Genomic DNA, 25,233 nt, shown 5'->3' with positions numbered 1-25,233 from the left:
CACCGCTGTTTCCGCATCGACCGCCTTGTTCGCTCCAAGCAGTGCCTGGACGCGGGCTTCAGTCCTTTCTGCCTGGGCGCGGTTCTGGACCCACACGGTCTCCTTGCTCAATACGGTGGTGTTGTTCTTGACTGAGGAGAAACCTGCGTCCGTGACGGAAAACTCGCCGCCCGTGGTGCAACTGGCCAACGTCAGGGTCACAGCAAGCGAGACGGCCGCATAATGAATTCGGCCCATCATGATGCTTCCCCCTCGTCCGACGAGAGGTCGTCATTCAACTTTTTCCAGGGTTTTGGGTCTACCGGGATGCGATGGGTATAGCCCGCCATAGGGCTTCGATAATGTGCGCGAGGAACGTCGGCAGCGACGTCTGCTGGATCGCGTGAGGCCGTGACCTCCGCGGGATAGGTGGAGGCACATCCGCCCAATAAAACGGGCAGGATGGCCACCGAAAACATGAGTTTCATTGGTGGAATCCGAACATGAGTTGCAAGACGGTCGGATCAAGCGAACACGCTTGTCGGACCGAGCAAGGCCGCGTCAGCGGCTTTCAATCATGTGCGAACAGACGGGGGCCGGTGGAGGCTCGTGAGTTGGCCAAAGACGGCCTGATCATCGACGAGCGTGTAGAGGAATTGCGGCGCGACCGATACGGCGATCTCGCAATCGGCAACAATCGCCATGCTCACACAGAAATCAGAACAGCAATCCTGTTTGATATCGGTCTTCTGATCGGCTGTCTTGTCAGAGATGCCATGATCATGGTGATCAGGATTCAACGCCGCACGGTCATCGACAGTGGAATGATGATCGGACGTCACGGCAGCCGCAATTTGATAGGACGCCGAGGCGTCGCCATGCATTGCGAAACTGACAGTGGGCAAGGAATAGGCTGCCAGTGACCCGATGATCACCAGTCTCAGTAGAACCAGCATTTTCAGGAATGCGATTCGAGCCAAAATTGCCATGCCCCTGCTTATCATCGGAGGATATCCTGTCAATTACGACCGAATTGGGGAGGCGCTGCCGCAAACCACGCGGCCATCTCACGCCTCATGGGCGGGCTTCCTCGTTCCACGGGTTACCGTCATCCTATCGAGCGTGTCATCTTTCATCACCAGCGTGTGCCAGGCAGCCGCCGACACATGGAGAAACAACATCCCCAGGATGATCCATGATCCGATGACATGGTAGGGCGCGATGCCGAACCATAGATAGCTGGCAACAAAGCCCATGGCCGCCTGGCCTATGATCGCCGCGTAGAAACCCAAATGCAGCAGGCGTGCCACAGTTGGGAAAGGTCCTTTCTGCCCCGAATGGCTCGGTCCCGAAATCAGGCGAACGAGGAATCTGATCCCCATCAGAGCGCCAATCGCCATGCCCGTGTAAACGTGAACGCCGTGCTGGAACATGTCCCAGGGGTCCGGCGAAAGTCCCAAATGGACCGCATGATGGGTCCTCTCAATGCTGCCGCCCGTCAGGTATTGGATCGGAACCAGGATGGCGATCAACCAATGCAGCAGGATTTGAGTGAGCGTGTAGCCGTCCTTCATCGGTCTCCTCCTGCGGTTCGGAAAGCGTCGATGGTAAACGGCTGAGATTAAGAATCACCCACCGTTGCCGATGTCTTCGCATCGTGTGCGTCATGTCCCGAATGGTGTCCGCCGTGATGGTGGAACAGATGCATCAGTGGGCAGGCGAGCAGTACCAGGTAGGGGACGAGCCCCAGCATGTGTCCCCAATGCTCCCTGAGCACGAAGAAGAGGGCAATCGCCGCGAGCGAGATGCCGAAAAAAAACAGATTGCGGCTTGTCATATCTTCACTCCTCTCAGTCGCAATGCGTTGCCGATAACGCTCACGGATGAAAGAGCCATGGCTGCTGCGGCGATGATCGGAGAAAGCAGAAGTCCAAAACTGGGATAGAGAACACCTGCCGCGACTGGTACGCCCGCCGCGTTGTAGACGAAGGCGAAGAACAGGTTCTGGCGAATATTGCTCATCGTCGCGTGGCTGAGCTGTCGCGCTTTAACCAACCCCTGCAGGTCGCCCTTGAGCAGGGTGACGCCTGCGCTTTCAATAGCAACATCGGTGCCCGTGCCCATTGCCACGCCGACATCGGCCGCAGCAAGCGCGGGCGCGTCGTTGACGCCATCTCCCGCCATCGCCACGACCCTGCCTTCCGATCTCAGCTTCTTGACGATGTCGCCCTTGTTTTCGGGAAGGACTTCCGCTTCCACCTCATCGATCCCGAGCTTTCGCGCCACTGCCTGGGCCGTGGTTTTGTTGTCACCCGTGAGCATGACGACACGAATACCCGCTTCACGGAGCGCTGCCAGAGCAGCCGGTGTGGTCTGTTTGACCGGATCGGCTATTGCTATCAGACCCCCGAGCTTGCCGTCGATACTCATGAAAATGACGGTTGCGCCATCGCCTCGAAGACGTTCGGCCTCCGCTGCCAATAGGGTCAAATCGACATTCGCTTCTTTCATGATGCGAAGGCTGCCGATGACCAGTCTCTTTCCTTCTACAGCGCCCAGGACACCCTTGCCGACGGGGCTGTCGAAGTCGGCGGCGTCTCCGAGGGCGAGGTTCCTGTCCTTCGCTGCTTCCACGATGGCGTGAGCCAAAGGATGCTCGCTCCCTTTTTCCAGCGTAGCGGCCAAACGGAGAAACTCTGCATCATCAATACCGTCAACCGTCTTGATCTCGGTGACCTTGGGGCGCCCTTCGGTCAGCGTGCCCGTCTTGTCGATCACAAGGGTGTCGACCTTCTCGAACCGCTCGAGCGCCTCGGCATTCTTGATCAGAACACCGAGCCCTGCGCCACGGCCAACGCCGACCATGATCGACATCGGCGTCGCCAGTCCCAGCGCACAGGGGCAGGCAATGATCAGGACAGCGACAGCAGCGACAAGCCCATGAGCGAAGCGTGGTTCAGGTCCGACCAGCATCCAGGCCGCGAACGCTATCACCGCGATCCCGATCACGACCGGCACGAACCAGCCGGAGACCTCGTCGGCCAGGCGCTGGATCGGCGCACGAGACCGCTGGGCATTGGCGACCATCTGGACGATCTGCGCGAGCATCGTGTCGCGTCCGACCTTCCCGGCCTGCATCACGAAGCCGCCGGTCTGGTTCATCGTTCCACCGATGAGTTTTCCACCGACCTCCTTGGTCACCGGCATCGACTCGCCTGTGATCATCGATTCATCGACGGAACTGCGGCCTTCGATCAGCTTACCGTCAACCGGGACCTTTTCGCCGGGACGTACCCTGAGACGGTCTCCGACATTGACGGCATCGAGCGATACATCTTCATCGTCGCCATCGACTTTGACCCGCCTTGCCATTTTCGGGGCAAGGTCAAGAAGCGCCCGGATCGCACCGCCCGTCTGTTCGCGTGCCCGCAGTTCCAGGACCTGGCCGAGCAGCACCAATACGGTGATGACCGCCGCCGCCTCGAAATAGATTGCGACAGAGCCGTCCATTGCCCGGAAAGTTGGTGGGAAGGTTGCGGGCGCTACGGTTGCGACGACGCTGTAGAGCCATGCGACCCCGGTGCCCATCGCGATCAGCGTGAACATGTTGAGATGGCGTGTCATCAACGAGGTCCAGGCTCGCTCGAAGAACGGCCAGCCGCACCAGAGGACGACGGGGGTTGCAAGGACCAATTGAATCCAATTGGACACCTGCGCTCCAAGGATCATGTGCAGGTTGGTCAAATGCCCGCCCATCTCCAGAAGCAGCACGGGAATTGAAAGCGCCAATCCGAACCAGAAGCGCCTTTTCATGTCCAGGTATTCAGCGCTGGGACCCTCGTCGAGCGCGGCCACTTCCGGTTCAAGTGTCATGCCGCAGATCGGGCAATTGCCGGGGGCATCCTGGCGTATCTGAGGGTGCATCGGGCAGGTGTAGATCGTCCCTTCCAGAGGGGACGCCGCGTCATCTTTGGGTTCAGACCCGTGCTGTGCTCCCTTATGAGACGCGTGGTGATCATGGTGTGTGTGATTGTCCATGGCTCAAATCTCTCTCGATAATATGAGGTATCCTCCGCCCCGGTCCTGCCGGCACGGAGGACATGCATCTGGCACTTTCAACCGAGGTTCTCGTACTTCACGAAAGCCATCATCCCCGAAGCCATGTGGTAGAGATGATGGCAATGGAACGGCCAATTCCCGGGATTGTTCGCGTCGAACGCCAGGGTCACCTGCTGCATCGGCGGGATCAGCACGGTGTCGCGCACTGCACCTTCCAAACTCTTGCCATTGATGCCGACAACCTGGAAATGATGGCCGTGCAGATGCATGGGATGGCTCATCATCGACATATTGCCGATCGTGAATTCAAGCCTGTCGCCGAGTTTTGCCGAAAGGTTATCGGCACCGCCAATCATCCACTCGTAGGTCTGCATGTTACCCGCAAGCGTGAGATCGTAGGTCCGATCCGGCTGCATGACTTTCAGCGGGAGTATCGGCGACAGGGACGCCTCGAAGCCGAGATCGAGCACACCGCCCTTGGTTTCGCCCTTCGATGCAAGCTTGGACACTGCCGCATCCTTGGTCGCCAGAATAAGCCCGGTCCGCTCAAATCCGCCTTCGCGCAATGCAAGGACCGGGAAAGAGCCGCCCGAGGCCGGCATCCGCAGACGGATGTCCAGACGCTGTCCCATGGACAAGGGAAACGCCTTCCCGTTGACCGGCCTGATCGGTTGCCCATCGACCGCAATGGCCGCTCCCGTTAGCCCTCCGAGATCAATCGTAAAAGCCGTCGCCGTCGCGCCGTTGATGATGCGAAGGCGAACAGTGCCGTTCTTGTCCACCCTGACGATTTCCGGATCATCCAATGTGCGGTCGTTGGCGAGATAGGCGTCATATTCGATGTCGTTGAGGTCCATGTCGCCCATCATGCCCATCATCGGCATGCTGGACATCGACTGCCCATCTTCCGGCATCATGTGACCCATCATTTTGTGGTTCATCATCATGCCGTGGTTCATCGCGTTGCCCATCTTGCCGCCGGGGCCCTTGAGTTTCGCCAGCAGTTCTTCGGGCGAGGAGAAGGAAAAGTCATGCAGCAGGATGACGACCTCCTGTTCGTCCTCCTTGCGATCCTCCGTCGTCCGCACAATCAGCGGAGCGGCCAACAGCCTTTGTTCCTGAAGGGTATGGGCGTGCATCCAATGCGTGCCGCCTGCACCGACAGGGAACCGATAGCTCCTGGTCTCCTCGGGCTTCAGTAGCGCTGCAGGATTGTTGGGGACCCCGTCTTCGCTCCACGGCGGGGTCAGGCCATGCCAATGGATGAGTGTCGGCTCGTCGATGCGGTTGGTGAGGTCGATGTCAAACTCACCCTCAGCGTCCAGCGTAACCCCATGAGTGCCGTTGGGCTGGACAAGGCTGTAGACCTCTGCGGCTTTGCCGTTCACTTCAAGGATACGCTTGCTGACGGACAGAGCGATGGTCTTTCGACCTTGAAGCTGGACAGGAGCGACGGTGGTCCCGGCCACGACACCCTTAGAGGATGTGACCGAAAATGCGAATGCGGTCGCCGCTGTGGCGGTCTTCAGGAAATCTCTTCTGTGCATGGTGTTGCCTCGTTTTCTGATGTCGGCTCATACCGACGGAATTCCGCGTCAAGCGGGCAGCTTTCCGCCGTCGCGCGAAGGTGGCTTCAGAATGTCGAGATGGAATTTCGAGGCGGCCCGAGAAGAGGCGGTGAGGATATGCCAACCAGGAGCAGCGCCTGATTTGTGCGTGTGCGCTCATGCGCACCGATAGACACGTCGAGCGCATAAGGGGCCAAGACGGCGACGCAGGCGGCGCAGCTTGATTTGCAGCAGCCATCCTGTCCTATCTGGATTCCATGCGTGTGCTTGATCGGATGTTGGCTGTCGGGGGCGCTCGCATCATGATGCGCCGCGGCTTTTTGGGGACTGCACTGCATGGACATGGCGCCCGATGCAGGCGAAAGCACGACAAAGATCGCCAGCATCGCAGCCAGCAAGCTTCTCAGCATCCCATCGATCTTGCTCGTTCTCGCCATGAGCAGCTTTCCAATCACTGGCCCAACTTAGCGCAATTTCGCGGGGCATTGTTGACGCAGGTCAATCGCCAGAGAGGTTCGTGGCATTGCCGTCGCATCTGCATCTTGCAGGTTGCCACGATGGCAAGGTCAAGGGTCGAGTTCCCTATTTTGGATTTGCTTCTTTAGCCTCGAGCCTCGTCCAACGCGCGATCTCCCGATAACCCACAACGGCAAAGCTATTCGAGAGAGCGAACCAATTGCTGGAGAGACCGAGCTTCAGCCGCGCTCCAAGAACAGTCGAAACGCTTCTAGCGTTTCGGGGCTGACGTGATGTTCGATCCCCTCGGCATCGATCCGAGCAGTTTCCTCGCCGACCCCAATCGCACGTAGGAAAGACTCGACCACGCGGTGGCGCTCGCGGCTGCGGCTGGCGAGCTGCCTTCCCTGATCCGTCAGGAAAACCCCGCGATAGCGTCGCTGCTGGATGTAGCCCTCGGCGACCAAGCGCTTGAGCATCTTGGCGACAGTTGGTTGTGCGACGCCAAGGCGCTGTGCGATATCGACCTGCCTGGCCTCGCCGCCGTCATCGATCAGATCGGCGATCAATTCCACATAATCTTCGACAAGTTCGGTCCGCCGGTTGTTTCGGGTCCGTCGGAAACTTTCAACCTGGGTATTGGCGTCAACAAGCGATGTCTCACCTGCCGGCACGGCGTTCTCGTTCAAAAGCATGCTCCCAAGCAGTCGCCCGCCAGAGAATTATCATAGCCTAAGCTAAGTTTCCACAAATGTTGGGGAAATTCTTCATCGGATGCGCGTTTGCGCGCTTAGCACTCTCGTGATATTATAGCCATTGCTATATTTATCAGGCCATGCTGTGTTGGGCGAAAGCAGCCGGGGAGAACGAAATGTTGAAATTGGCGCAGGCCGTTCTGAGCAGGCGAAATCTCCTTGGAGCCAGTCTGGCTTCCTTGGGCGCGACCGCCTTCTATAACCGGGGCGCAGCTGGCCAGACCCAGCATTCCGCAGACCATATGGCTGCAATGGCCTCGCAAGAGTCCGCGGATGCCGCCGCAATTCCTACACACCGGATGGCCCACGGAGCCATGATCACCATTGGCAAAGTGGACAATGACAAGAACGGCTTTGATCCCACAGCCATGTTGACGGATTGGTATACGGGTACCGTCAGCATATTGCCTGATGGACGAACACTGCGCAGCTTCGAGATCGAGGTCGAGGAAAAGGAAATCGAGATCGCGCCCGGGGTCATGTTTCCGGCCTGGACCTACAACGGTCGCGTCCCGGGGCCGGCCATCCGAGCGACAGAGGGCGAGCGCCTGCGCATCGTCCTGAAAAACTACGGCTCCCACCCCCATTCACTCCACTTCCACGGCATTCATTCTGCCAGGATGGACGGCGTTCCAGGTGCTGGCGTGATCCAGCCTGGCGAAGAATTCACCTATGAGTTCGACGCCAAGCCCTTCGGTTGCCACCTCTACCATTGTCATGCCCTGCCGCTCGCACGGCACATCCACAAAGGCATGTACGGCCTATTCGTGATTGACCCCGACCCCACGCGGCATCCCGAGGAAATCGCCGTTGCCAAATCACGGCTTCTCGGAACGCCGGAGAATGCGCAGTGGCAGGAAATGGCCATGGTCATGAACGCGTTCGACACGAATTTCGATGGCGAGAACGAGTTCTATGCCTGCAACACCATTGCCCACTGCTACGCGAAAGAACCGATCAGGGTGGTCAAGAACCGGCCGGTGCGCATCTATCTCCTCAACGTGACTGAGTTCGATCCGATCAATTCCTTCCATTTGCATGCCAACTTCTTCAACTACTTCGACCAGGGCACGACGCTGACACCCACGTTGAAGACGGTCGATCTCATCACACAATGTCAGGCGCAACGCGGCATCATCGAATTCACATTCGAGGATCACGAACCGGGCCTGTACATGTTCCATGCGCACCAATCCGAATTCACCGAACTTGGCTGGATGGGGATGTTCGACGTTGTGGAGGCCTCGGCATGACCGACGATACCGAGAGCAACCTGACAACAGCTCCCGCCCGTAAGACGGGCGACTTCGGAAGGCTTCTGTGGCTCCTTCTGCCCATCGCGGTGCTCGGCCTGGCGGTCCTCTGGCTGTTACAAGCGGACCCGCTCCAGAACTTCAGGAACGGGGCACCTCCTGTTGAACAACTGACCATCGAACGGACATTGCTCAACAGCGACGGCCTCAGCCTGCTCGTTCGCGCTGGCGGTTCAGAAGACATGAAGATCGCGCAAGTCCAGGTGGACGCAGCCTATTGGGAGTTCACTCAGGACCCCCCCGGTCCGATTCCGCGCGGAGATGCCGCCTGGGTCAAGCTTCCCTTCCCATGGGTCTTGGGTGAAGCGCACAACGTCACCTTCGTAACCAACACGGGTGCGACTTTCGAACATCCGATTGCAGTGGCGGTACCGACGCCTCCGGCAACCCCGGGGGCGCTGTTATCGCAAGCGACGCTCGGGGCATTCGTCGGAATCCTGCCCGTTGTGATCGGGCTCCTGTTCTATCCGGCACTGCGCGGAGCCGGGCCACAGGTCATGACATTCCTGCTGGCGATGACTGTCGGTCTCCTGGCATTCTTGTTGATCGACACTGTGGTGGAAGCCCTGGAATTCGCGGAGAAATCTGCCGCTGTCTTCCAAGGGCCGATCATGGTCGTCTTGACGGCCTTGGCGAGTTTCCTTGTGCTATTGGGCATTGGGCGACGGCAAGGCAGTCCGACTGGGCTAGCCCTGGCAACGTTCATCGCCATCGGTATCGGCCTGCATAACCTCGGTGAAGGGCTTGCCATCGGCGCCGCCTTTGCGGCCGGGTCGGCAGGACTTGGAACTTTCCTCGTCATCGGCTTCACATTGCACAACATTACAGAGGGTATCGGCATTGCCGCGCCGATCCTGAAAGTCCGGCCGAGCATCGGGATATTCGTGGGCCTTGCTCTGTTGGCTGGGGGACCCGCCGTGATCGGCATCTGGATCGGCAGCCTCGCCTTCGGTCCCCAATGGACTGCGTTGTTCCTGGCTATCGGCGCCGGTGCCATAGCGCAGGTCGTTGTCGAAGTGTGCAGCTTTATCGCCAGAGACAAAGGATCAAGCGCATTGCTGTCGGCATCATCGTTCAGTGGATTGGGTGTCGGCGTTGCCCTGATGTATGTGACTGCGATACTCGTGAAGATGTGAGCTGCAATGCAAATCCAGTGTCAATGCTGAGCGTGCTTGCATTCGCCGTGGTCGGCAAGCACCTCGATCACCCGGCATTGATCGACATGACCGTGGCCGCAGCCTTCGATCATCATCTCCAGTTCGGCTTTCAAAGCTGTCAAGCTGCGGATACGCTGCTCGACGTCGCTTAAACGAGCCTTGGCAATGGCATCCGCAGCTTCGCAGGTCTGGTTGGGATTCTCCTGCAAATCCAGCAGCGTCCTGATCGCGTCGATCTCGAATCCAAGTTCCCGCGCATGCCGTATGAATGCCAGCCGACGGATGTCGCCCGCTTCGTAGGAACGTTGATTTCCGTCGGTGCGTTCTGGTGCGGCGAGCAGGCCTATCGATTCATAATAGCGAATTGTCGGCACCTTGACGCCGCTGGAACGCGCGACCTCGCCGATCGTCACTTTTTTCATTTTTCCCTCTTGCACCTCTAGTCGCTAGAGGATGTAGGCTCCTCACAAGTGAACATCAAGGAGACGATCATGGCCGAGGAAACCACGCTGTCGCGGTTTCGGGTCGATGGAATGGATTGTGCAGGCTGCGCAAGCAAGATTGACACCGCAGTTCGTCGCATGCCCGGCGTATCGGACGTTTCGGTCTCTGTGACGGCCGGTACGATGACGGTTCACCACGATGGCGCGGATGTGGCCGCAATTGAGAAGAAGGTCACCGGCCTCGGGTATGGCGTGGCTCCTATCGGCGCTGAGGTGGAATCGGCAAGGCACGTTACCCTGCATTCGGAAGATCACACTGATCACGATCATGCCGGGCACGCGCACGCTTCAAGGTCCAAAGACGGGAAGGCATCGAACGTCGAAGGCCTGCACGGTCATGACCACGGCGCGACCTCGGGTCCATGGTGGAACAGCACCAAAGGTCGCCTGACAATCCTGTCTGGAGTCGCCTTGGCTGCTGCCTACGCTATTGGCCATATCTTCCCCGCCACCGGGTCCTACGCCTTCATTGTCGCCATGCTCGTTGGACTTGTTCCAATCGCTCGACGGGCCATCATGGCGGCAATCGCAGGCATCCCCTTTTCCATCGAGATGCTGATGACCATCGCCGCCGTCGGTGCAGTGTTCATCGATGCTGGCGAAGAGGCCGCAACGGTTGTATTCCTTTTTCTGGTTGGCGAACTTCTGGAGGGGGTGGCTGCGGGCAAAGCACGCGCCAGCATTCAATCCCTTGCGCGGCTGGTGCCAAAGACCGCGCTGCTTGAGACCAACGGGCAAACCAAAGAAGTACCTGCCGAAAGTCTCAGGGTGGATTCGATCATCCTGGTCCGTCCTGGCGACCGCATTCCCGCTGACGGTATCATCATCTCCGGCGACAGCGCTATCGACGAAGCGCCGGTCACTGGGGAAAGCACGCCGGTTCGCAAAGGCGTCGACGCCAATGTATTCGCCGGGGCTGTGAATGGCGATGCCGCCTTGCGCGTCCGGGTTACGGCTGAGGCCTCCGACAACACGATTGCCCGCGTGATCAAACTTGTCGAGGAAGCCCAGGAGTCGAAGGCTCCGACCGAGCGCTTCATTGACCGCTTCTCGAAATACTATACGCCGGGCGTCGTTGCGGTCGCAACTCTCGTCGCGGTCTTGCCTCCGCTCGTTCTCGACGGCAATTGGTCGGAATGGATTTACAAGGGGCTCGCCATTCTTCTCATCGGCTGCCCATGCGCGCTGGTCATCTCAACGCCCGCAGCGATCGCTGCGTCACTTTCGTCTGGCGCTCGGCGCGGCCTCCTTCTCAAAGGTGGCGCGGTGCTCGAACAATTGGGCAAGATCACTGCCGTGGCGCTCGACAAGACCGGGACGCTCACGGAAGGCAAACCCAAAGTAACCGACATTGTCGCTTTTGATCGCAGCGAAGCCGATGTCCTGAAATACGCCGCCGCGCTGGAGACTGGGTCGAGCCACCCGCTGGCCTTTGCCATTCTCTCCAAAGCCAAGACCGACGGAATTGTCGTACCTCAAATGTCGGATGCGAAGGCTATGGGCGGCAAAGGCGTGACCGCGACTGTTGATGGCTCTACCGTGTTTTTCGGTTCACCCCAGGCCGCGGGAGAGCGGGTCAGACTCTCTGATCAACAGTTGTCGCGGATCGCGACATTCAACGACGAAGGTAAGACCGTCTCTGTCCTGATCGTCGATGATGCGCTGGCTGGCGCCATTGCGATGCGAGACGAACCGCGTCCAGACGCGCTGGCGGGTCTGCAAGCTCTGACCGCCGCTGGAGCCAAGATCGTCATGCTGACCGGCGACAACAAGCGCACGGCGACCGCAATCGGCAAACAGCTTGGCATCGAGGTTCGTGCAGAACTCATGCCGGAAGACAAGCAACGGATCGTCGGGGAGCTTAAGAAGCAAGGTTTCGTCGTCGCCAAAGTGGGCGATGGCATCAATGACGCACCAGCTCTCGCCGCTGCTGACGTCGGTATTGCCATGGGTGGCGGGACTGACGTGGCGCTGGAAACGGCCGATGCAGCGGTGTTGCATGGCAGGGTATCGGATATCTCGGCAATGATCGATCTGTCCAAACGGACGATGGCGAACATCCGCCAGAACATTACCATGGCGCTTGGCTTGAAGGCCGTGTTCCTGGTCACGACCGTGATCGGAGTGACAGGTCTTTGGCCCGCGATCCTGGCCGATACGGGCGCAACCGTCCTGGTCACCCTGAATGCGCTGCGGCTGCTGCGCCCGGTTAGAGCCCCGACTTGAGCCAGGTGAAGGATCAGGTGTCCGGCCCCACCTTCATGACCACCGAAACCTTGCCATCCTTGCTGAGTTCGGACTGGGTTTGCGCGATCAAAGCCGGAGTACACAGCTTGCCGACCGCTCTGTGGTGACTGAGCGGCCGGCAAGATACCCGTTTGGGACATTGCGTCGATGTTGGTGACGACGACGCATCGCCCGGCGAGTTGTGCCGGAAGATCGGCAACGTGGAAAAGCGTTCGAAGCCGGCGAGTAGATACAAAGCATACTAAGGATACATTTTACTATGATTTTTCTGTTTAACTAATTCTGCATAGTTAAACTGAGTATTCAGGATACACATTTTTTTCCGAAGGCCTCGATGTAGTAATTTGCAATCAGCGATGGGGATCCGAAGTCATGTCGTCGGCGAGTGAAGTGACTCCCACGGCGCTATGGAACATTGGGCTCCGCGCCGAGAAAATCCCGGCGCTTGCGAATGCGGTGCTTCCCGCCGAGAGGAGCGGCCTCGTCTGCAGAGACGACATGAAGAATCCGAGCAGAATTCCTCCTCGCGCGCCCCTCCCTGAAGCAGCAGGGCTGAGTCAGATGGTATAGTCCACTCTGAAGCGCTCGGCGCGCTGACCAGTGTCAGATCTCGCATTTGACAAGGCGCAGATATTGAGTCTATAGGCGGCGCCCATCCTAGGGAAACCAACTGCATCGCTCTTCGGCACGACGAGCGGCGACCCTCGACGGAGAACCGTGTGCATTCTCGTCAATACCAGAACCCTACAGCCCCGGTGGAGAATCGGTCCGACATAAACATGCGGGCGATTCAGGAAGCGTTTGGCGCTGCCTCGGAAGCGTCGAACATTGCCGACATTGCTGTTGAAGAAGTGATGCTGCGCGCTGCAAACGCGATGCCGGAGGGGGCATCGGAGTTCGACCGCGGCATCGCTGTCGGCATGGTCCTTACTCGTCTATATCCTGCGCTCATCCGATAGCCGAAAGGCTTGGCATTCGCTTTGCCAGTTTGATCGCACGCCACGCCGGCCTTGGCACAGGCGCCCTGGAGATGCGCAGGAGCGAAATCGTGTCCGGTTCTGTCGATCGATCTCGTGGCTTGTCGGCAATCCCATCGACACTTTGCGGCCCCGTGCGTAGTGAGGTCGAACAGGGTTTCCATCAACTCCCGAGAGACCGCATTATTCGCGACCTTCATGGCCGTGAACATCCTTGCGAATCGCACGGACTGGTATTGATTACTTCAACAAGGACAGGCTTTGTTGCCGGCAGCGAAATGGTATGTTGGCGCGTCGGGGGTCGCTCCATGGGTTCCCGATGACTTCCCGGTAGGGCGTTCCCGCGGGAAGCGCTGCATGGGGCCGGCAGGCTCGTTCCTGCCGGTCCTCGGCCGGCCACCTGCTTTGCTACACTTGGTCGGCGAGCAATCACGTCGGGAAGGCGTCGCTACCGTTCAAATCGTTCCGGGCGACATGTTGGACATAATCGATGAGCAGAGCCTCGTTCACCACGATCGCTTTCATCTCGCAAAAGGAAAAGAACGCCTCGCACTCCGCTGGCGTCTGTCGCGTTTCCTGGCTCGCAAACCTGCTGGAAAGATGCTTGTCGACCTTCCCGAAGGCGGTCGGCGATCGTATTTCATCCGCTCGCTTCAGCCAGATCGACGCGGTCTTGAACGAACAATCGAGCGCGAAGCAAATGTCCCTCAGGGTGAGCTGCTCGCCCAGCGCGTTATGCATGATGAAGAAATGGAAATACTTGTAGACCGGCATCTTGGAGCCGTGGAAGATCGTGCCGGAGAGCGAATTGAACATATAGCTGCAATCGACGCAGCGATACAACTGACGGAACACGTTGGTGTTGACGCGCTTGGTGAATTTCGATGCGCATCGGGGGCAGTGCGGCTGCCCCCCGCCCCATCGCAACGCATCGACAAGATCATGCGCCAGCCCATTGTTACTCAGATAAGGCAACGACCGGGCAGAGACGTAAGGACTTTCATCTTGTACGTCGCCTGTATTCTCAACCTCCATCGGTACAAACGCTCCCCCTAACATAACAATGGCGCCGCTCCTGCTGACTTTGATATCTTCAATGCTACTTGTACGTTTGTGCAAATTACAGATAATCGTCGCATGATTGTGTATTTCATAACCAGACGATCCATGGAAGTGCGGACTTTTTAAAATAGTAAAATGAAACATATGCCATCAACGGTTCATTAATGGTGAAAATTCGCAGAGAAACCTATTTTTCGCCAGAAAACGCCGACCCTGTTGTACATCAGCTCCAAAATTGACTTCCTCAATCTGGGTATTCCTGCGGAATTTTAACGCGCGGCATCAATGCTCACCATGCGCGTCAATGAGGAAGGGTTTGTTGTAGTCGGCAATCCAACGTGGCTACTCGACCACTCCTGCGATTCGCCCGCCGCCGTTGTTCAAGGAACCGGATCAACATTCTTCCACGACGCGGCGCCGTCTCAATCGTAACCTTCCGTTATGGCTTCCGCGAGCGCCGCGACCTCAGGCACCGTCGTGGCGCCCACCCGCAGTACGACGCATTGGCCGCCCGACCGGAGCGAGGAGCTGGTCCAGGCGTTCGGCGAGGCCCTCGGGCGAAAAGGCGATGCCGGGCTGCTCCAGGAATGCAATGACGGACGGAAACTCCTCGAACGGCAGGTGATCACTCACCGAAAACGCGAACGGCGTCCGCGGCAGCGCGTCGAGCATCTGAATCTGGCGCTGAATCGTCGTCTGCTTCATGCCGAAGAGCTTGCCGAGCTGGGTCTTGCGCGGAGAGGCATCGAAAAATTCGAACGCCGCCACCAGCTGCAGCCGCATATAGACCGGAGTCCGGCTGCTATGGAAGAAGGTGCAGGCGGTGGTCGTGAAGTTGTAGCGGCAGTCGCTGCATGAAAAGGCCTCAAGCACGCGAATCGTCCTCACCTCGCGGACGTTCCTCGACCCGCAGCGCGGGCAGAACAACCCATTCCTCCACCGGCGCGACCTGAGCAAGGCGAAAGCCGCCCGCTGATCATAGAGAAAAGGCGTGGCTTCGGGCGAAAAGCGCTGTGTCATGAGCAATTGCGATCTGTCCTCGGGCTCGGCTTCTGGCTCTGCAGACCGAAACATCAAGCCGGCCGGCGGGCCGGAGAGCTGCATCATCGAAACGCCGCGGGGGCCGGGCCGGAATATGGGGCACGGACGATTCTGTTCACGCAAGTCGCTCGGCGACTTCGCGCGTGCCGGACTCAAAAACTACCTCACGCCTGGCACCGCAAGCAGCAAGCATCAAGAACAAACGCGAAATTTGAAGTCAAGCACACCTCAAGCATAGAATAGCAGTAGCATGATCATGCATCATAAGGGAATACATGAGCTTGTTAAAATGGTAAATACTTAACCAAATCGTATTTGTTTGACGTAAGCCTATTAGCTTGCAATGAAGGGCGGACTCGGGACGGGTCAAGAGTACCGCTATGGGCTCTTCTCGATTGAAGACGAAGTCCAAGCCTACCCGCAAACGCGGTCAAACATGGAGACACAGTCATGGCAAAGAAGCCAAAAAAAATCGTACTAAATGACGACGCAAACAACTTTACCGGCTCGAACGCGTCCGAAAAGATCTTCGGTAATGGCGGAGACGACAATATTTCGGGTGGCCGCGGCAACGATAAGATTTACGGCGGAGACGGCAACGACTCTCTCAAGGGCGGCCGCGGAAACGACCGCCTCGACGGCGGGGCCGGCGACGACAATATGCTTGGCGGCGACGGCGATGATCTCATCATTGCTGGCGTCGGAACCGACACGGTTGACGGTGGCGCGGGTGATGACACCCTGAAGATCAATGTGAACTATGCTGACGCGACAGTTACAAAAGACGGCGACGGCTTTGAGATCACGACTGCCACCGGCACCATTTCCGTCAAGAACGTCGAACTTTTCCAGTTTGCGGACAAAACGCTTACGGCCGACAATGTGGTGCCGCCGCCGGATGGCATCTTTCTGACCGAGCAGGCCGACACTGTCACAGGCGACAAGATCTTCGCACCTCGTGGCTTCACGCCCGGTGGCACCGATCAGGTCAACACGCTCAATGACGATGACGTCATCAACGGCACCGGCGATGACGCGACGCTGACGGTCGATTTTGTAAATGACGCCGACACAGGCGACAACAACATTCAGGCCACAATTAAGAACGTTGCCAACATCATCACCAACGTTCGCACCGATGGCGATGCCACGATTGACCTGCAGGACTCCTCAGGCGCGACCACTGGCTACAAAAACCTGGAAGTGCGCGGCGTCGACGATTTCGCAACCTTCACCTATGACAACATTCAGAATGACGTTGCCCAGTTGACGGTTAGGGACAGCAGTGCCGACAACGGCTTCATTAATTTCCTCTTCGATGAGGATGCTGTTTCGGACGCGGCCGATTCTACCAAACTCGTTCTGGAGAATGCATCGGTTGCTGAACTCTCGATTGATCCCGAGAGCGGCGCAGCGGGCGTCGGCATTGAAAAGGTCGCCGTCGAAGTCACCGACGACAACGTGATCGGCGTGCTGTCTATCGAAGACGTCGAAGAAATCACGGTGACGGGCGCCGGTGATCTGGAGATCGGCTCGGAAGACGACTTCACGTTCAACAACCGTGTCGAGGCAACGATCTACACTGCGGGTCTGGCCAATGTCGCTGGCTCGCTCACCAAGATCGATGCAACTGGCCTCACCGGTGACCTCGTACTGAATCTCGGAGATGAAGTCACCGGCGTTAAGGATGACACCTCCGGCACAAAGCTCGACATCACCGTCATTGGCGGCGACGGCAACGACACATTCCGTCTGTTGTCCGGCTTCGACTCGGCCGGCGATAGCATCGACGGCGGCAAGGGTGACAATACGCTCGTCGTATTCAGCTCGGTCGCCGACGGCAAGATCACGAACGTCCCGCATCTCGAAGTTCGCAACCAGGTTGACACGACGGGTGGCGGCGCTGTGAATGCGATAACTGTAGATGCGTCGCTCTTCACCGGTCTCACAGATATTCTCGTGCGGAACGAGGGTTTCTTCACTGGTCCTGCGCAGGCTTTGGACTCGACAGTGACCCTGAACAAGCTGACGGCAGCGCAGGCCGCCGCCATCACGGTTCTTCACAGCACGACCGGATCGAATGATGTAGACGACAACACCATTGTCGCAAACCTTGCGGCCGACACTGCAGCCGATACGGTTGCATTGACGATCAAGGACGGCGTGAACTCCGATCCGCGTTTCAACCTCGAACTCACGGCGGACAGCGGCCTGCTCGCGACCAATTTGGTTGAGAGCATCACGCTGGACGACCAGGACACGGAGAGCAATACCGTTGACGTCACCAATGCTGCCGAGCACACGGGCACGATAACGCTCAAGGGCGGCAAGGCGGGAGATTTCCTCAATCTTGACGTGAATGTTTTTGGCGGTGGCGGCGAAGGCATTTATGGCCTCGATACCGACGGCGGTACCGACGACGATGGTTCGACGGGCACGGTGAAGGACGCAACGACCGGGTCGGCCGCAAACGCGCTGGACGTCTTTGGTGGCGCGGCAAATCGGTTCGGCGCGTCCACAATCGATGCGTCGACATATACAGGTGACGTCGTAATCCGTGTGTCCGACCAATCAACGGCAGCTGGCGTGTTCACGGCACTCGGCGGTCAGAAGATCACCATGGGGGCTGGCAACGACACGGTCATCTTTGACCAGATCAGTGCTGCTGGCAATGAAACCACGGCAGGCCTTACGATCAGCGACGTAGTTGATGGTGGTGCCGGAAACGACACGCTGGCGCTCGACGGCAACGGCTTCTTGATCAACATTTCGGCGTCGGAGTGGACGAACGTCTCGAATTTCGAGAACATTCGCCTCATCGGCAACGGCTTGGGCGGCACCAACGACGTCTACGGCAACAACTCTTATAACCTTACGCTGACGAATGACCTGGTCAGCAAGAACGGTGTTGCCGTAACGGGTGGTCGGGTCATCAATATCATCAATGATAATGATCTTACCGATGGCCTGAACAACTCTGGCACCGGACTTGGCTTCGCCAATCAAGGCGTTACGATCGACGCTCGCACGCTCGACTCGAAGAGCAGCTTCAGCTACAATGGTGCTGAAGGTCCGACGATGACCGCCGACCGCTTCATCATGTCGGATGCCAACATCAACGGTCTGGCGATTATTGATGGCGGTGCCGCTTTCCTGGCGGGCTACGCCGCAAGCGCCGCCGCAAATGACGACGTTCTCGAGATCCGGAACGCCGCCGTTGCTACCCTTGGGGATCTTGCAAACCTCAAGAATATTGGGACGCTCGAGTTCACGAACGATACAGCAGCGACACAAAGCTCCAACATTCAGCTGAGCACCGCTGTCATCGATGCGCTTGTGAATTCAGAGCATACGGCGTCTACGACGGAAGTGGAAACACTTACGGTTCGTGCGGTCGGAAATAGTCTCGTACCTGGCGCAAACACCGTCGTCACAATCGACGGCTCGGGTATCGACTTCACCAAGGTCGGTCTGACACTGGAAACCGACGCCGGCGGCTTCTTCGTTCTGAGTAGTGTGGCTGGCCCGGTGACATTCAACGGCGGAGATGGTGATGATAACTTCACCGGCACGGCTCAAGATGACACCATCAACGGCGGTCTCGGTGATGACACGCTGAATGGCGGCGCCGGCGATGACACAATCAACGCTGGTGTTGGCGCGGACAGAGTGGATGGCGGTGCGGGTGATGACACTATTGACTTTGGTGCTGATGCCGACGTCGACACGCTGGTCTTCTCTAGTTCGACCGATGGCTTCGACACAGTGACGAACTTCTTCGCCGCTAATGATGTTATCGATATTGGTGGTCTCATCAACGACGTGGGTGCTGCTGGGATCAACGGTGTTGAAGCTGCAAATGGCGACGCTACTGCTCTGGCCGCAAATATCGATGCGCTTGAGTTCATAATCGTCGACAACTTCGAAGGCGGCGAAATCACTTCGTTCAACTTCGATAATCTTATAGCGGTTGCGGCCGAGATCGAGGAAGAGTTCAACCTGACGAACGATACCTTTGTCGGCGAAGATATGTTCATAGCCGTGGAGACCAGCGACACGGGCGACACGGCGCTCTACTACTTCCACAACCTCGACAGCGATAATACTTTCGACGCCAATGAGCTAACGCTGCTGGGTATTGTTGATCAAGAAGTGACAACTACAAACTTCACGCTCTGAGAGGGCATGATAGGTTTGAATGGTGGGGGGCCTTGGCCCCCCATTTTCATTGAGATGTTTCCGGCCCGATCAGTCAGAAGCGGCTCAGAAGACGGCATCAGCGGCTGAAGCGTATCGTTTTCTGAAGCTGTGGATTGCTACCCTCAAAGGGTGTTGTGAGACGCCGCAAGGAGCAACGACAAGATGGTGCTCAGGGCACCTCTGCCCACCGATGCCCTATCACTTCGGAAAGGTTCAGGTGGTTCCACTGCCAGCACATGCGGATCAAAGATCTCGCGAATAGCGAGCCACGACCTGTTTCGCGCTTTCGCCCTCCACATCGGACACAAAGCGCTTCCAGCAGGGATTGGCGGCTGATCGATGTCGCCCTTTAGGCGCCGTAGCTCAGCGGGGGATGATTGCGCTCCTACTGATCTGAACCCTTCAAACTGGACCAGATTTGGTTAGAGTTTTCCGGTGCATTTTCCCGGCTGGGAGAGGAACGGAAGACGATGAAGGCATCGCAGTTTTCGGACGCCCAGAAGGCGTTTGTCTTGAAGCAGGCCGACGAGGGTGTGCCTGTTGCGGAGATTTGCCGCAAGGCGGGCATCAGTCAGGCGACTTATTTCAATTGGAAGAGGAAGTATGCCGGCATGTTGCCGCCGGAGATGAAGAAGCTCAAGCAGTTCGAGGACGAGAGTGAGACAGGGATTAGCATGATCCAGTGAATCATGCGCCTGTCGAACGCGTTGAAGAAGATTGTCGCGGACCTGACTCTTGATCGCGAGATGCTTCAGGTTGTTGTCCGCCGAAAACTCTAAGGCCTGCTCGGAAGCGGGAGATGGTGAAGGGCATGTGCCGGGATTGGGCGATTTCAATCCGGCGTGCCTGCGGGGCATTGGACGTCGATCGCTCCACCTACCACTACACCTCTCGCCGCCCCGATCAGGCCGGTCTCGAACGACACATCCGCGAGATTTGCGAAACGCGTGTGCGATATGGCTATCGTCGCGTGCAAGCGCTCCTGGAGCGCGAGGGCTGGCGCACGAATATCAAGCGAACCTACCACATTTACAGGGACTTGGGCCTGCAACTTCGGAACAAGACGCCGAAACGCAGGGTCAAGGCGAAGCTTCGGGAGGATCGGCAGAAGGCTGTCGGACCTAACGACGTCTGGGCGATGGACTTCGTGCATGACCAGCTCGCGACCGGCAAGAAACTGCGTGTCCTGACCGTGGTCGATACCTTCTCGCGCTATGTCCCGGTTCTTGATCCGCGACACAGCTATCGCGGTGAAGACGTCGTGCAGACGCTCGAACGGATATGCCGCCAGGTGGGCTATCCGAGGACGATCCGTGTCGACCAGGGGACGGAGTTTGTGTCACGCGATCTTGACCTATGGGCCTATGCCCGGGGGCACACACCTGGGCTTCTCACGTCCGGGCAAGCCCACGGACAATGCCTTCAACTTGCGTCGGGACAATCGCTCCACTGGATTGATTGTAATTCCCTCCTCACATTCAACGGCCGCTTCCGGGCGGAATGCCTGAACCAACACTGGTTCCTGACCCTTGCGGATGCCCGCGAAAAGATGGAGGATTGGCGTAGAGACTACAATGACGCTCGGCCACATGGCGCAATCGGCAACTAGGCCGATCGCGCTCATGAATTGGGGGGCGCAACCAGCCCACCTCCCTGAATGATGCCGGAAAACTCCAGCCTCCGCTGGTCCAGAAACCTGGGGCGGTTCAAAACCACTGAGGCTCTAATCGCAGCCGGATGAAAATTCAGTGGCAGGTCACCATAGTCCGAAATTCGAACTCCGAGACAAGACGCCATATGTTCGAAATGGCTATTGCCGGCCCTCACCCCACTCCTAGCGCCTTCAGCACCGGCAGCTGCTTTTCGGCAAAAGCTTTGGCCTGGGCGGTGAGCTCGGCGATATTTTCCTCCACTGCCTCGATCGGCTTGCCATCCTTAATGAGGCGCTGGCCCTGCGAGGCGAGGATCTGCCAGGCGAAATCGCCCCATTCGGCCGGCTGCTTGCGGCCGTTGTCCCATGCCAGCAGGAAGAGCTGCTGGAAGCGGCCGACGGTGATGCCGCCGCCGGTGACGGGGCTCGCAAGATAATTCACATCGGCGCTGCCACGGGCTTTGGTCTTGAGATGGGCATTGAGCCGCTCCGAAGGCTTTCGTGCCTTGGCGATCACCGCATCGTCCTGGACGCTGGTGAGCACACCCTGATTGGCCAGGACCACGATCGCCTGCACGAGTTGTGCGAAAGGAATGGCTGCGCTCTTGATCGCTTGTTCGACATAGCCGATCGTCCGAATCTTTTGATCGGCAAGCGCATCCAGGATCGGTGCATAGACCGTCTCCGTCATTGTGGCCTCGCCGAGCGACCCCGTGACCTTCAGCGACACGTCCGGCCGGTGCGCTATAAGCGTCACGCGCTGCTTGCGCAGTTCCTCGGCCCGCTCGAGGGGCAAAATCCGCCGTAGGCCCCTGACCCAGTAGTCGCGCCGGAACTGCTGGTTGACCATGAAGTCGCGCGTGCTCTGGCGGAACATGGGATCTGGTATTTCGTTGAGGAATGCGATCTGGTCGGGCGCCAGGTTGATCGCGTCAATATGGTCGAGGAAGTGCGCGGAGCAGGCATATTGCAGCTTGGCCGGCTCGAGCCAGTCGGCCATGGTGGCGAAATGCATCGGGTGCCAGTCGCGATTGAAATATTCATGCGCGAGATAGTGACGGTTCTGGTCCTTGAGCTTGGCGAGCCGTTCCTTCAGCTGCGGATTGGCGCGCAGGAAGTTCGGATTGGTGGCGAGCAGCCTTTCTGCGAAGTCAAGCGCACCGTCAACGCGGCTTATTATGCCGCGACCCTCGGAGCCAAGCACCTCGGCATGCTCCACCATCAGGTGGCGCATCGGGGCGAAAGCGGCCCAGCCCGGCAGGGTGTTGTAGCTGATGTAGAGCACGCCGCCGACTTTCAGCTTGCGGCGGATGAAATCGACGATCACGGCGCGGTTCTCGTCGGAGATCCAGCTCCAGATGCCGTGCAGGCCGATGAAGTCGAAGTCGGGCAGGTCCGACCGGCTCGCGAAATCTGCAAAGGCTTCGTCATAGAGCTTCGCACCCGCGCCCGTGATCTGGGCCAGTTCCTGTGCGAAGGCAGCCTGCGAGGGATTGAAATCCGTGCCGTGCCATTGGACGATGGAGGCTGCGGCATGCAGGTTCGCCGACAGGCCTTGGCCGAAGCCGAGTTCGCAGGCCGTGCCGATCTCGGGAGCCACGAGCCCGGCATTGAGAAAGGCCAGCTTGACCCTGAGTGGGTTCAGCTCGGAATAGTAGCCGTAAGTATAGCCGATGTCGGCCACATAACCCGCACTCCAATCACTCATCGACGTCCCCCGTTTCAAAGTTTCTCACAACAATATCAGTCGTGCTCTATCTATATTCATCGATCGTCCGATTATCATCCTATACCTTTTAAAGTTGTAATTAGCTCCCTAACAGTCGTTGCCGGGCGTTTAGAAGATGTTATGAACAACTCATCTATCTCTTGTGCAAGAAATCTGCTCCACGGCGCGAGTCGTTCATGAACGGCACCAGACATATCGGACATCAGGTCGTCGCGATGATGGACCGGCTTGGCGTTTCCCCGCTCACGCGCAACTATCATCTGTTCTACCTGTGCATCGCCAATTCCGATCCGGCGCTTCGAAAAGCCGTGCGCAATCTCGGCATGCTGCCCACCCAGCCCGAACTGGATCAGGTCATTGCGGAATTCTGCCCCGACGCAGTGGATTCCCAGATGCTGCGCCGGCATGAGAATGCGGTTCTCTGCGCCATCGACGAGCTCGCGCTTCGCCTGCAATCCGAGCAGTCGGAGATGACGGGCTTTCATCGCGCGGTCGAACGCGTCGCGGCAGCGCTGTCGCGGTCGGCCGACGAGGACAAGGTGACGACGGAACTGCTCCTGCGCGCCGTCCGGGCTATCGAGGAGACCAGCAGACTAAGGGCAGCCTGCAGCGACCGGACGCTCAAGCATGTGGACGACAATCGCCGGGAAGTTACTGCTCTGCGAAGCGAACTGCTCGCTGCGCGCAAGCTCGCCAATACCGACGCGCTGACCGGACTGGCCAACCGCCGGAGCTTCGACGAGACGCTTGCATCGACCATGGGAAACAGCACGGAGTTCGCGCTGATCCTCATCGATATCGATCACTTCAAGCGTATCAACGACGCTTATGGCCATACGTTCGGAGATCATATCCTCAGGACGGTCGCCGTCGTGGCGCGCCGCGCCTTGCGCGAGGGTGCGTTCCTGGCCCGGACGGGCGGCGAGGAATTCGCCATCATCGTTTTGAAGACGACGGAGCGCGACGCGATATCGATCGCCGAACGCGTGCGCCAGGCCATCGAACAGATCGCAATTCGCCGGGAGGAAGACCAGATCGGCATCACCATATCGCTGGGCGTCGCTCTTTCGCGGTCCGGGGAAACACCCAACCGGCTCTACGAGGCCGCCGATGTCGCGCTCTACCGCGCCAAGAACGCCGGCCGCAACCGGGTCAACTTCCTTGATCCATTGCATGACGAAAGCAGCACCAATCGCTACAGGATCTATGCCGGCTGAACGCACGCGTGCCGCCGCGATACATGTTTTCAATCTCGCGGCAAGAAAAGACGGATCACTTGCATTTTGACGGCGGCAGGCGCACAAAAACAGGGCATTTTTTTTGAATTTTGACTAAGCACATTTCAGCGCGGGAGGCCGCGCGCGTGATTCGAGAGACGCATGGTGGGAACTGTCACTGAAAATACCTCTCCCCAGGACATCAGCAATGATGGATTGAACCTGGACGCCGTTTTCCGGGCAGCCGAGGGGGTGTGCCCCGATGCCGAAACCACGGCTTGCGACGTCATTCTGAGGGCGGCAGCTGCGATGCCAGGTGATGCGTCCGATTTTGATCGTGGCATGGCGGCGGGCGTTGCCCTCGCCCGCTTTTTCGACGCTGCCAAAGACAAATAGAGCATGTCGTTCCAGCATCGAATTCCGTCTCGGTGCCCGTCTTGACCTTGATGTTGGCAATGTAGCTCGACCACAATCAAGTGGTTGCTTGCCTATCCCCTTATGTATTTTTTTGCGCATCTCCCCCAAGTGGGTGATGCGGAGCCAAACAATTTCCTTCATACTTGTTTAAACTTGCGGCAAAGATCTGGTTCTGCTGGCGATGTTTTGATGGGAGAAAATGACATGAACACTTTGGAACTAGGTAAATACTGGTTATCGAGACTCTGTCACACACTGCCGGATAGTTCGACGCGAATGCGAACTCGGATGGCTTGGCGGCTCGCTGCATTGTCTGTGGCAACCGATCAGGCGCTTGCCGAGTTGAGCGATGCAGATTTGACGAAGTTCGGCGGAGGGTCGGCAGCGCTTTTGGATATCAGAGATCAGTATGTCAAGCTGCGGTGCTAGGGGCGCGGCGCCGAGAAAACAACAAGACAGCGGTTCAACTTCGGCGGCGGCGAGAGGCCCGTCTGATCGACAAGGCGCAAACATCCAACCCACGCAATAGAGTTGCCGTGCGCAACGCTCTGGAGAACCTCGCCCAATCTGGATGTCAGAAAGAACGAGGTTCCGGCCGGCGTCGGGGCCTAGCAGGCGGCTGGGGTCGCTCTTGATCGCCTACTTGACTTTATCTTTATCCGATCATGGCCATCGCGCTGTTCCGTGAGAGACAGCCGCGACCCCCGCATTCGCCGTCCGACCATAATGCTTCCGCCGACCCTTGCAGAAATCAACAGACCTGGTGGCGAACATCACCTTCACTGCACCGGATGGGCCAAATGCGACGGAGCCTTCAAGGGCTGGGCACGGCAGAAATGACTGCGGCATCGTTGCGCTGCGGCGGGCAAGCCGGCAGCTTAGCACTACTTTGGCAGATTTTT

18 protein-coding genes and 2 pseudogenes are annotated in these 25,233 nt (G+C 58.2%); 9 read left to right on the top strand and 11 right to left on the bottom strand.

The annotated features are described in order from the left end of the window. Positions 1–240 (bottom strand): annotated as a pseudogene (locus AC2YI2_RS33940) (TolC family protein); the annotation flags it as partial. Positions 241–593: 353 nt separating this feature from the next. On the opposite strand from AC2YI2_RS33940, the gene AC2YI2_RS33935 reads away from it, so the two are divergent. Further along, positions 594–902, top strand: a complete 309-nt coding sequence (locus AC2YI2_RS33935) for a hypothetical protein (RefSeq protein WP_487390945.1) — start codon at positions 594–596, stop codon at positions 900–902. Positions 903–1,046: 144 nt separating this feature from the next. On the opposite strand, the gene AC2YI2_RS33930 is transcribed toward AC2YI2_RS33935, so the two are convergent. From AC2YI2_RS33930 to mntR, 6 genes are all read right to left on the bottom strand, one after another. Next, positions 1,047–1,553, bottom strand: a complete 507-nt coding sequence (locus tag AC2YI2_RS33930) for a cytochrome b (RefSeq protein WP_487390944.1) — start codon at positions 1,551–1,553, stop codon at positions 1,047–1,049. A gap of 47 nt (positions 1,554–1,600) precedes the next feature. Next, on the bottom strand, positions 1,601–1,816 hold the full coding sequence (locus AC2YI2_RS33925; protein ID WP_487390943.1) for a DUF2933 domain-containing protein: 216 nt from the start codon (positions 1,814–1,816) through the stop codon (positions 1,601–1,603). Next, positions 1,813–4,017 (bottom strand): copper-transporting P-type ATPase, encoded by a 2,205-nt coding sequence (locus AC2YI2_RS33920; RefSeq protein ID WP_487390942.1) that lies wholly within the window; start codon positions 4,015–4,017, stop codon positions 1,813–1,815. The genes AC2YI2_RS33925 and AC2YI2_RS33920 overlap by 4 nt, the downstream gene beginning before the upstream one ends. A gap of 77 nt (positions 4,018–4,094) precedes the next feature. Next, a complete protein-coding gene (locus AC2YI2_RS33915) occupies positions 4,095–5,585 on the bottom strand; it encodes a multicopper oxidase family protein (protein WP_487390941.1) in 1,491 nt (496 codons plus the stop codon). An 86-nt stretch (positions 5,586–5,671) separates the two neighbouring features. Then, a complete protein-coding gene (locus AC2YI2_RS33910; RefSeq protein WP_487390940.1) occupies positions 5,672–6,004 on the bottom strand; it encodes a hypothetical protein in 333 nt (110 codons plus the stop codon). 297 nt (positions 6,005–6,301) lie between these two features. Further along, positions 6,302–6,757 carry a manganese-binding transcriptional regulator MntR gene (gene mntR / locus AC2YI2_RS33905; RefSeq protein ID WP_487390939.1) on the bottom strand — a complete coding sequence of 152 codons (456 nt, stop codon included), beginning with the start codon at positions 6,755–6,757 and terminating at the stop codon, positions 6,302–6,304. A gap of 176 nt (positions 6,758–6,933) precedes the next feature. Between mntR and AC2YI2_RS33900 the strand changes: the two genes are divergently transcribed. Continuing rightward, positions 6,934–8,070: a multicopper oxidase domain-containing protein gene (locus tag AC2YI2_RS33900; protein ID WP_487390938.1), complete on the top strand. Its 1,137-nt coding sequence runs from the start codon at positions 6,934–6,936 to the stop codon at positions 8,068–8,070. Next, positions 8,067–9,266, top strand: a complete 1,200-nt coding sequence (locus AC2YI2_RS33895; RefSeq protein ID WP_487390937.1) for a ZIP family metal transporter — start codon at positions 8,067–8,069, stop codon at positions 9,264–9,266. The genes AC2YI2_RS33900 and AC2YI2_RS33895 overlap by 4 nt, the downstream gene beginning before the upstream one ends. A gap of 20 nt (positions 9,267–9,286) precedes the next feature. Here the strand turns inward: AC2YI2_RS33895 and AC2YI2_RS33890 are convergent, their stop codons facing one another. Beyond that, positions 9,287–9,709: a MerR family transcriptional regulator gene (locus AC2YI2_RS33890; protein WP_487390936.1), complete on the bottom strand. Its 423-nt coding sequence runs from the start codon at positions 9,707–9,709 to the stop codon at positions 9,287–9,289. A 69-nt stretch (positions 9,710–9,778) separates the two neighbouring features. Here AC2YI2_RS33890 and AC2YI2_RS33885 point away from each other — a divergent pair, with 69 nt between their 5' ends. Further along, positions 9,779–12,016 carry a heavy metal translocating P-type ATPase gene (locus AC2YI2_RS33885; RefSeq protein WP_487390935.1) on the top strand — a complete coding sequence of 746 codons (2,238 nt, stop codon included), beginning with the start codon at positions 9,779–9,781 and terminating at the stop codon, positions 12,014–12,016. Between the two features lie 800 nt (positions 12,017–12,816). After that, entirely contained in the window at positions 12,817–12,996 is a 180-nt protein-coding gene (locus AC2YI2_RS33880) for a hypothetical protein (RefSeq protein WP_487390934.1), read from the top strand. Positions 12,997–13,443: 447 nt separating this feature from the next. On the opposite strand, the gene AC2YI2_RS33875 is transcribed toward AC2YI2_RS33880, so the two are convergent. Together AC2YI2_RS33875 and AC2YI2_RS33870 are read right to left on the bottom strand one after the other, a co-directional pair. Then, a complete protein-coding gene (locus AC2YI2_RS33875; protein WP_487390933.1) occupies positions 13,444–14,220 on the bottom strand; it encodes a transposase in 777 nt (258 codons plus the stop codon). A gap of 321 nt (positions 14,221–14,541) precedes the next feature. Continuing rightward, entirely contained in the window at positions 14,542–15,183 is a 642-nt protein-coding gene (locus AC2YI2_RS33870) for a transposase (RefSeq protein WP_487390932.1), read from the bottom strand. 384 nt (positions 15,184–15,567) lie between these two features. On the opposite strand from AC2YI2_RS33870, the gene AC2YI2_RS33865 reads away from it, so the two are divergent. Further along, positions 15,568–19,296, top strand: coding sequence for a beta strand repeat-containing protein (locus AC2YI2_RS33865; RefSeq protein ID WP_487390931.1), 3,729 nt, complete (start codon positions 15,568–15,570; stop codon positions 19,294–19,296). 491 nt (positions 19,297–19,787) lie between these two features. Next, positions 19,788–20,974: pseudogene (locus AC2YI2_RS33860) on the top strand (IS3 family transposase). Between the two features lie 166 nt (positions 20,975–21,140). Here the strand turns inward: AC2YI2_RS33860 and AC2YI2_RS33855 are convergent. After that, positions 21,141–22,676 carry a methyltransferase regulatory domain-containing protein gene (locus AC2YI2_RS33855; RefSeq protein WP_487390930.1) on the bottom strand — a complete coding sequence of 512 codons (1,536 nt, stop codon included), beginning with the start codon at positions 22,674–22,676 and terminating at the stop codon, positions 21,141–21,143. Positions 22,677–22,873: 197 nt separating this feature from the next. Between AC2YI2_RS33855 and AC2YI2_RS33850 the strand changes: the two genes are divergently transcribed. Both AC2YI2_RS33850 and AC2YI2_RS33845 read left to right on the top strand, forming a co-directional pair. Then, positions 22,874–23,914, top strand: a complete 1,041-nt coding sequence (locus AC2YI2_RS33850) for a GGDEF domain-containing protein (protein ID WP_487390929.1) — start codon at positions 22,874–22,876, stop codon at positions 23,912–23,914. A gap of 162 nt (positions 23,915–24,076) precedes the next feature. Then, positions 24,077–24,310, top strand: a complete 234-nt coding sequence (locus tag AC2YI2_RS33845) for a hypothetical protein (RefSeq protein WP_487390928.1) — start codon at positions 24,077–24,079, stop codon at positions 24,308–24,310. Positions 24,311–25,233 lie beyond the last annotated feature (923 nt).

Source organism: Rhizobium sp. SRI_017, assembly GCF_057586295.1.
Note: the sequence above shows the minus strand (reverse complement) of the source record. Positions and strands in the feature narration are given on the sequence as shown.

Coding starts and splice junctions, on each gene's coding strand:
- AC2YI2_RS33930 (WP_487390944.1), bottom strand. CDS start 1,553: ATGAAGGACGGCTACACGCTCACTCAAATCCTGCTGCATTGGTTGATC.
- AC2YI2_RS33925 (WP_487390943.1), bottom strand. CDS start 1,816: ATGACAAGCCGCAATCTGTTTTTTTTCGGCATCTCGCTCGCGGCGATT.
- AC2YI2_RS33920 (WP_487390942.1), bottom strand. CDS start 4,017: ATGGACAATCACACACACCATGATCACCACGCGTCTCATAAGGGAGCA.
- AC2YI2_RS33915 (WP_487390941.1), bottom strand. CDS start 5,585: ATGCACAGAAGAGATTTCCTGAAGACCGCCACAGCGGCGACCGCATTC.
- mntR (WP_487390939.1), bottom strand. CDS start 6,757: ATGCTTTTGAACGAGAACGCCGTGCCGGCAGGTGAGACATCGCTTGTT.
- AC2YI2_RS33900 (WP_487390938.1), top strand. CDS start 6,934: ATGTTGAAATTGGCGCAGGCCGTTCTGAGCAGGCGAAATCTCCTTGGA.
- AC2YI2_RS33895 (WP_487390937.1), top strand. CDS start 8,067: ATGACCGACGATACCGAGAGCAACCTGACAACAGCTCCCGCCCGTAAG.
- AC2YI2_RS33890 (WP_487390936.1), bottom strand. CDS start 9,709: ATGAAAAAAGTGACGATCGGCGAGGTCGCGCGTTCCAGCGGCGTCAAG.
- AC2YI2_RS33885 (WP_487390935.1), top strand. CDS start 9,779: ATGGCCGAGGAAACCACGCTGTCGCGGTTTCGGGTCGATGGAATGGAT.
- AC2YI2_RS33880 (WP_487390934.1), top strand. CDS start 12,817: ATGCGGGCGATTCAGGAAGCGTTTGGCGCTGCCTCGGAAGCGTCGAAC.
- AC2YI2_RS33875 (WP_487390933.1), bottom strand. CDS start 14,220: ATGTTTCATTTTACTATTTTAAAAAGTCCGCACTTCCATGGATCGTCT.
- AC2YI2_RS33870 (WP_487390932.1), bottom strand. CDS start 15,183: ATGATGCAGCTCTCCGGCCCGCCGGCCGGCTTGATGTTTCGGTCTGCA.
- AC2YI2_RS33865 (WP_487390931.1), top strand. CDS start 15,568: ATGGCAAAGAAGCCAAAAAAAATCGTACTAAATGACGACGCAAACAAC.
- AC2YI2_RS33855 (WP_487390930.1), bottom strand. CDS start 22,676: ATGAGTGATTGGAGTGCGGGTTATGTGGCCGACATCGGCTATACTTAC.
- AC2YI2_RS33850 (WP_487390929.1), top strand. CDS start 22,874: ATGAACGGCACCAGACATATCGGACATCAGGTCGTCGCGATGATGGAC.
- AC2YI2_RS33845 (WP_487390928.1), top strand. CDS start 24,077: ATGGTGGGAACTGTCACTGAAAATACCTCTCCCCAGGACATCAGCAAT.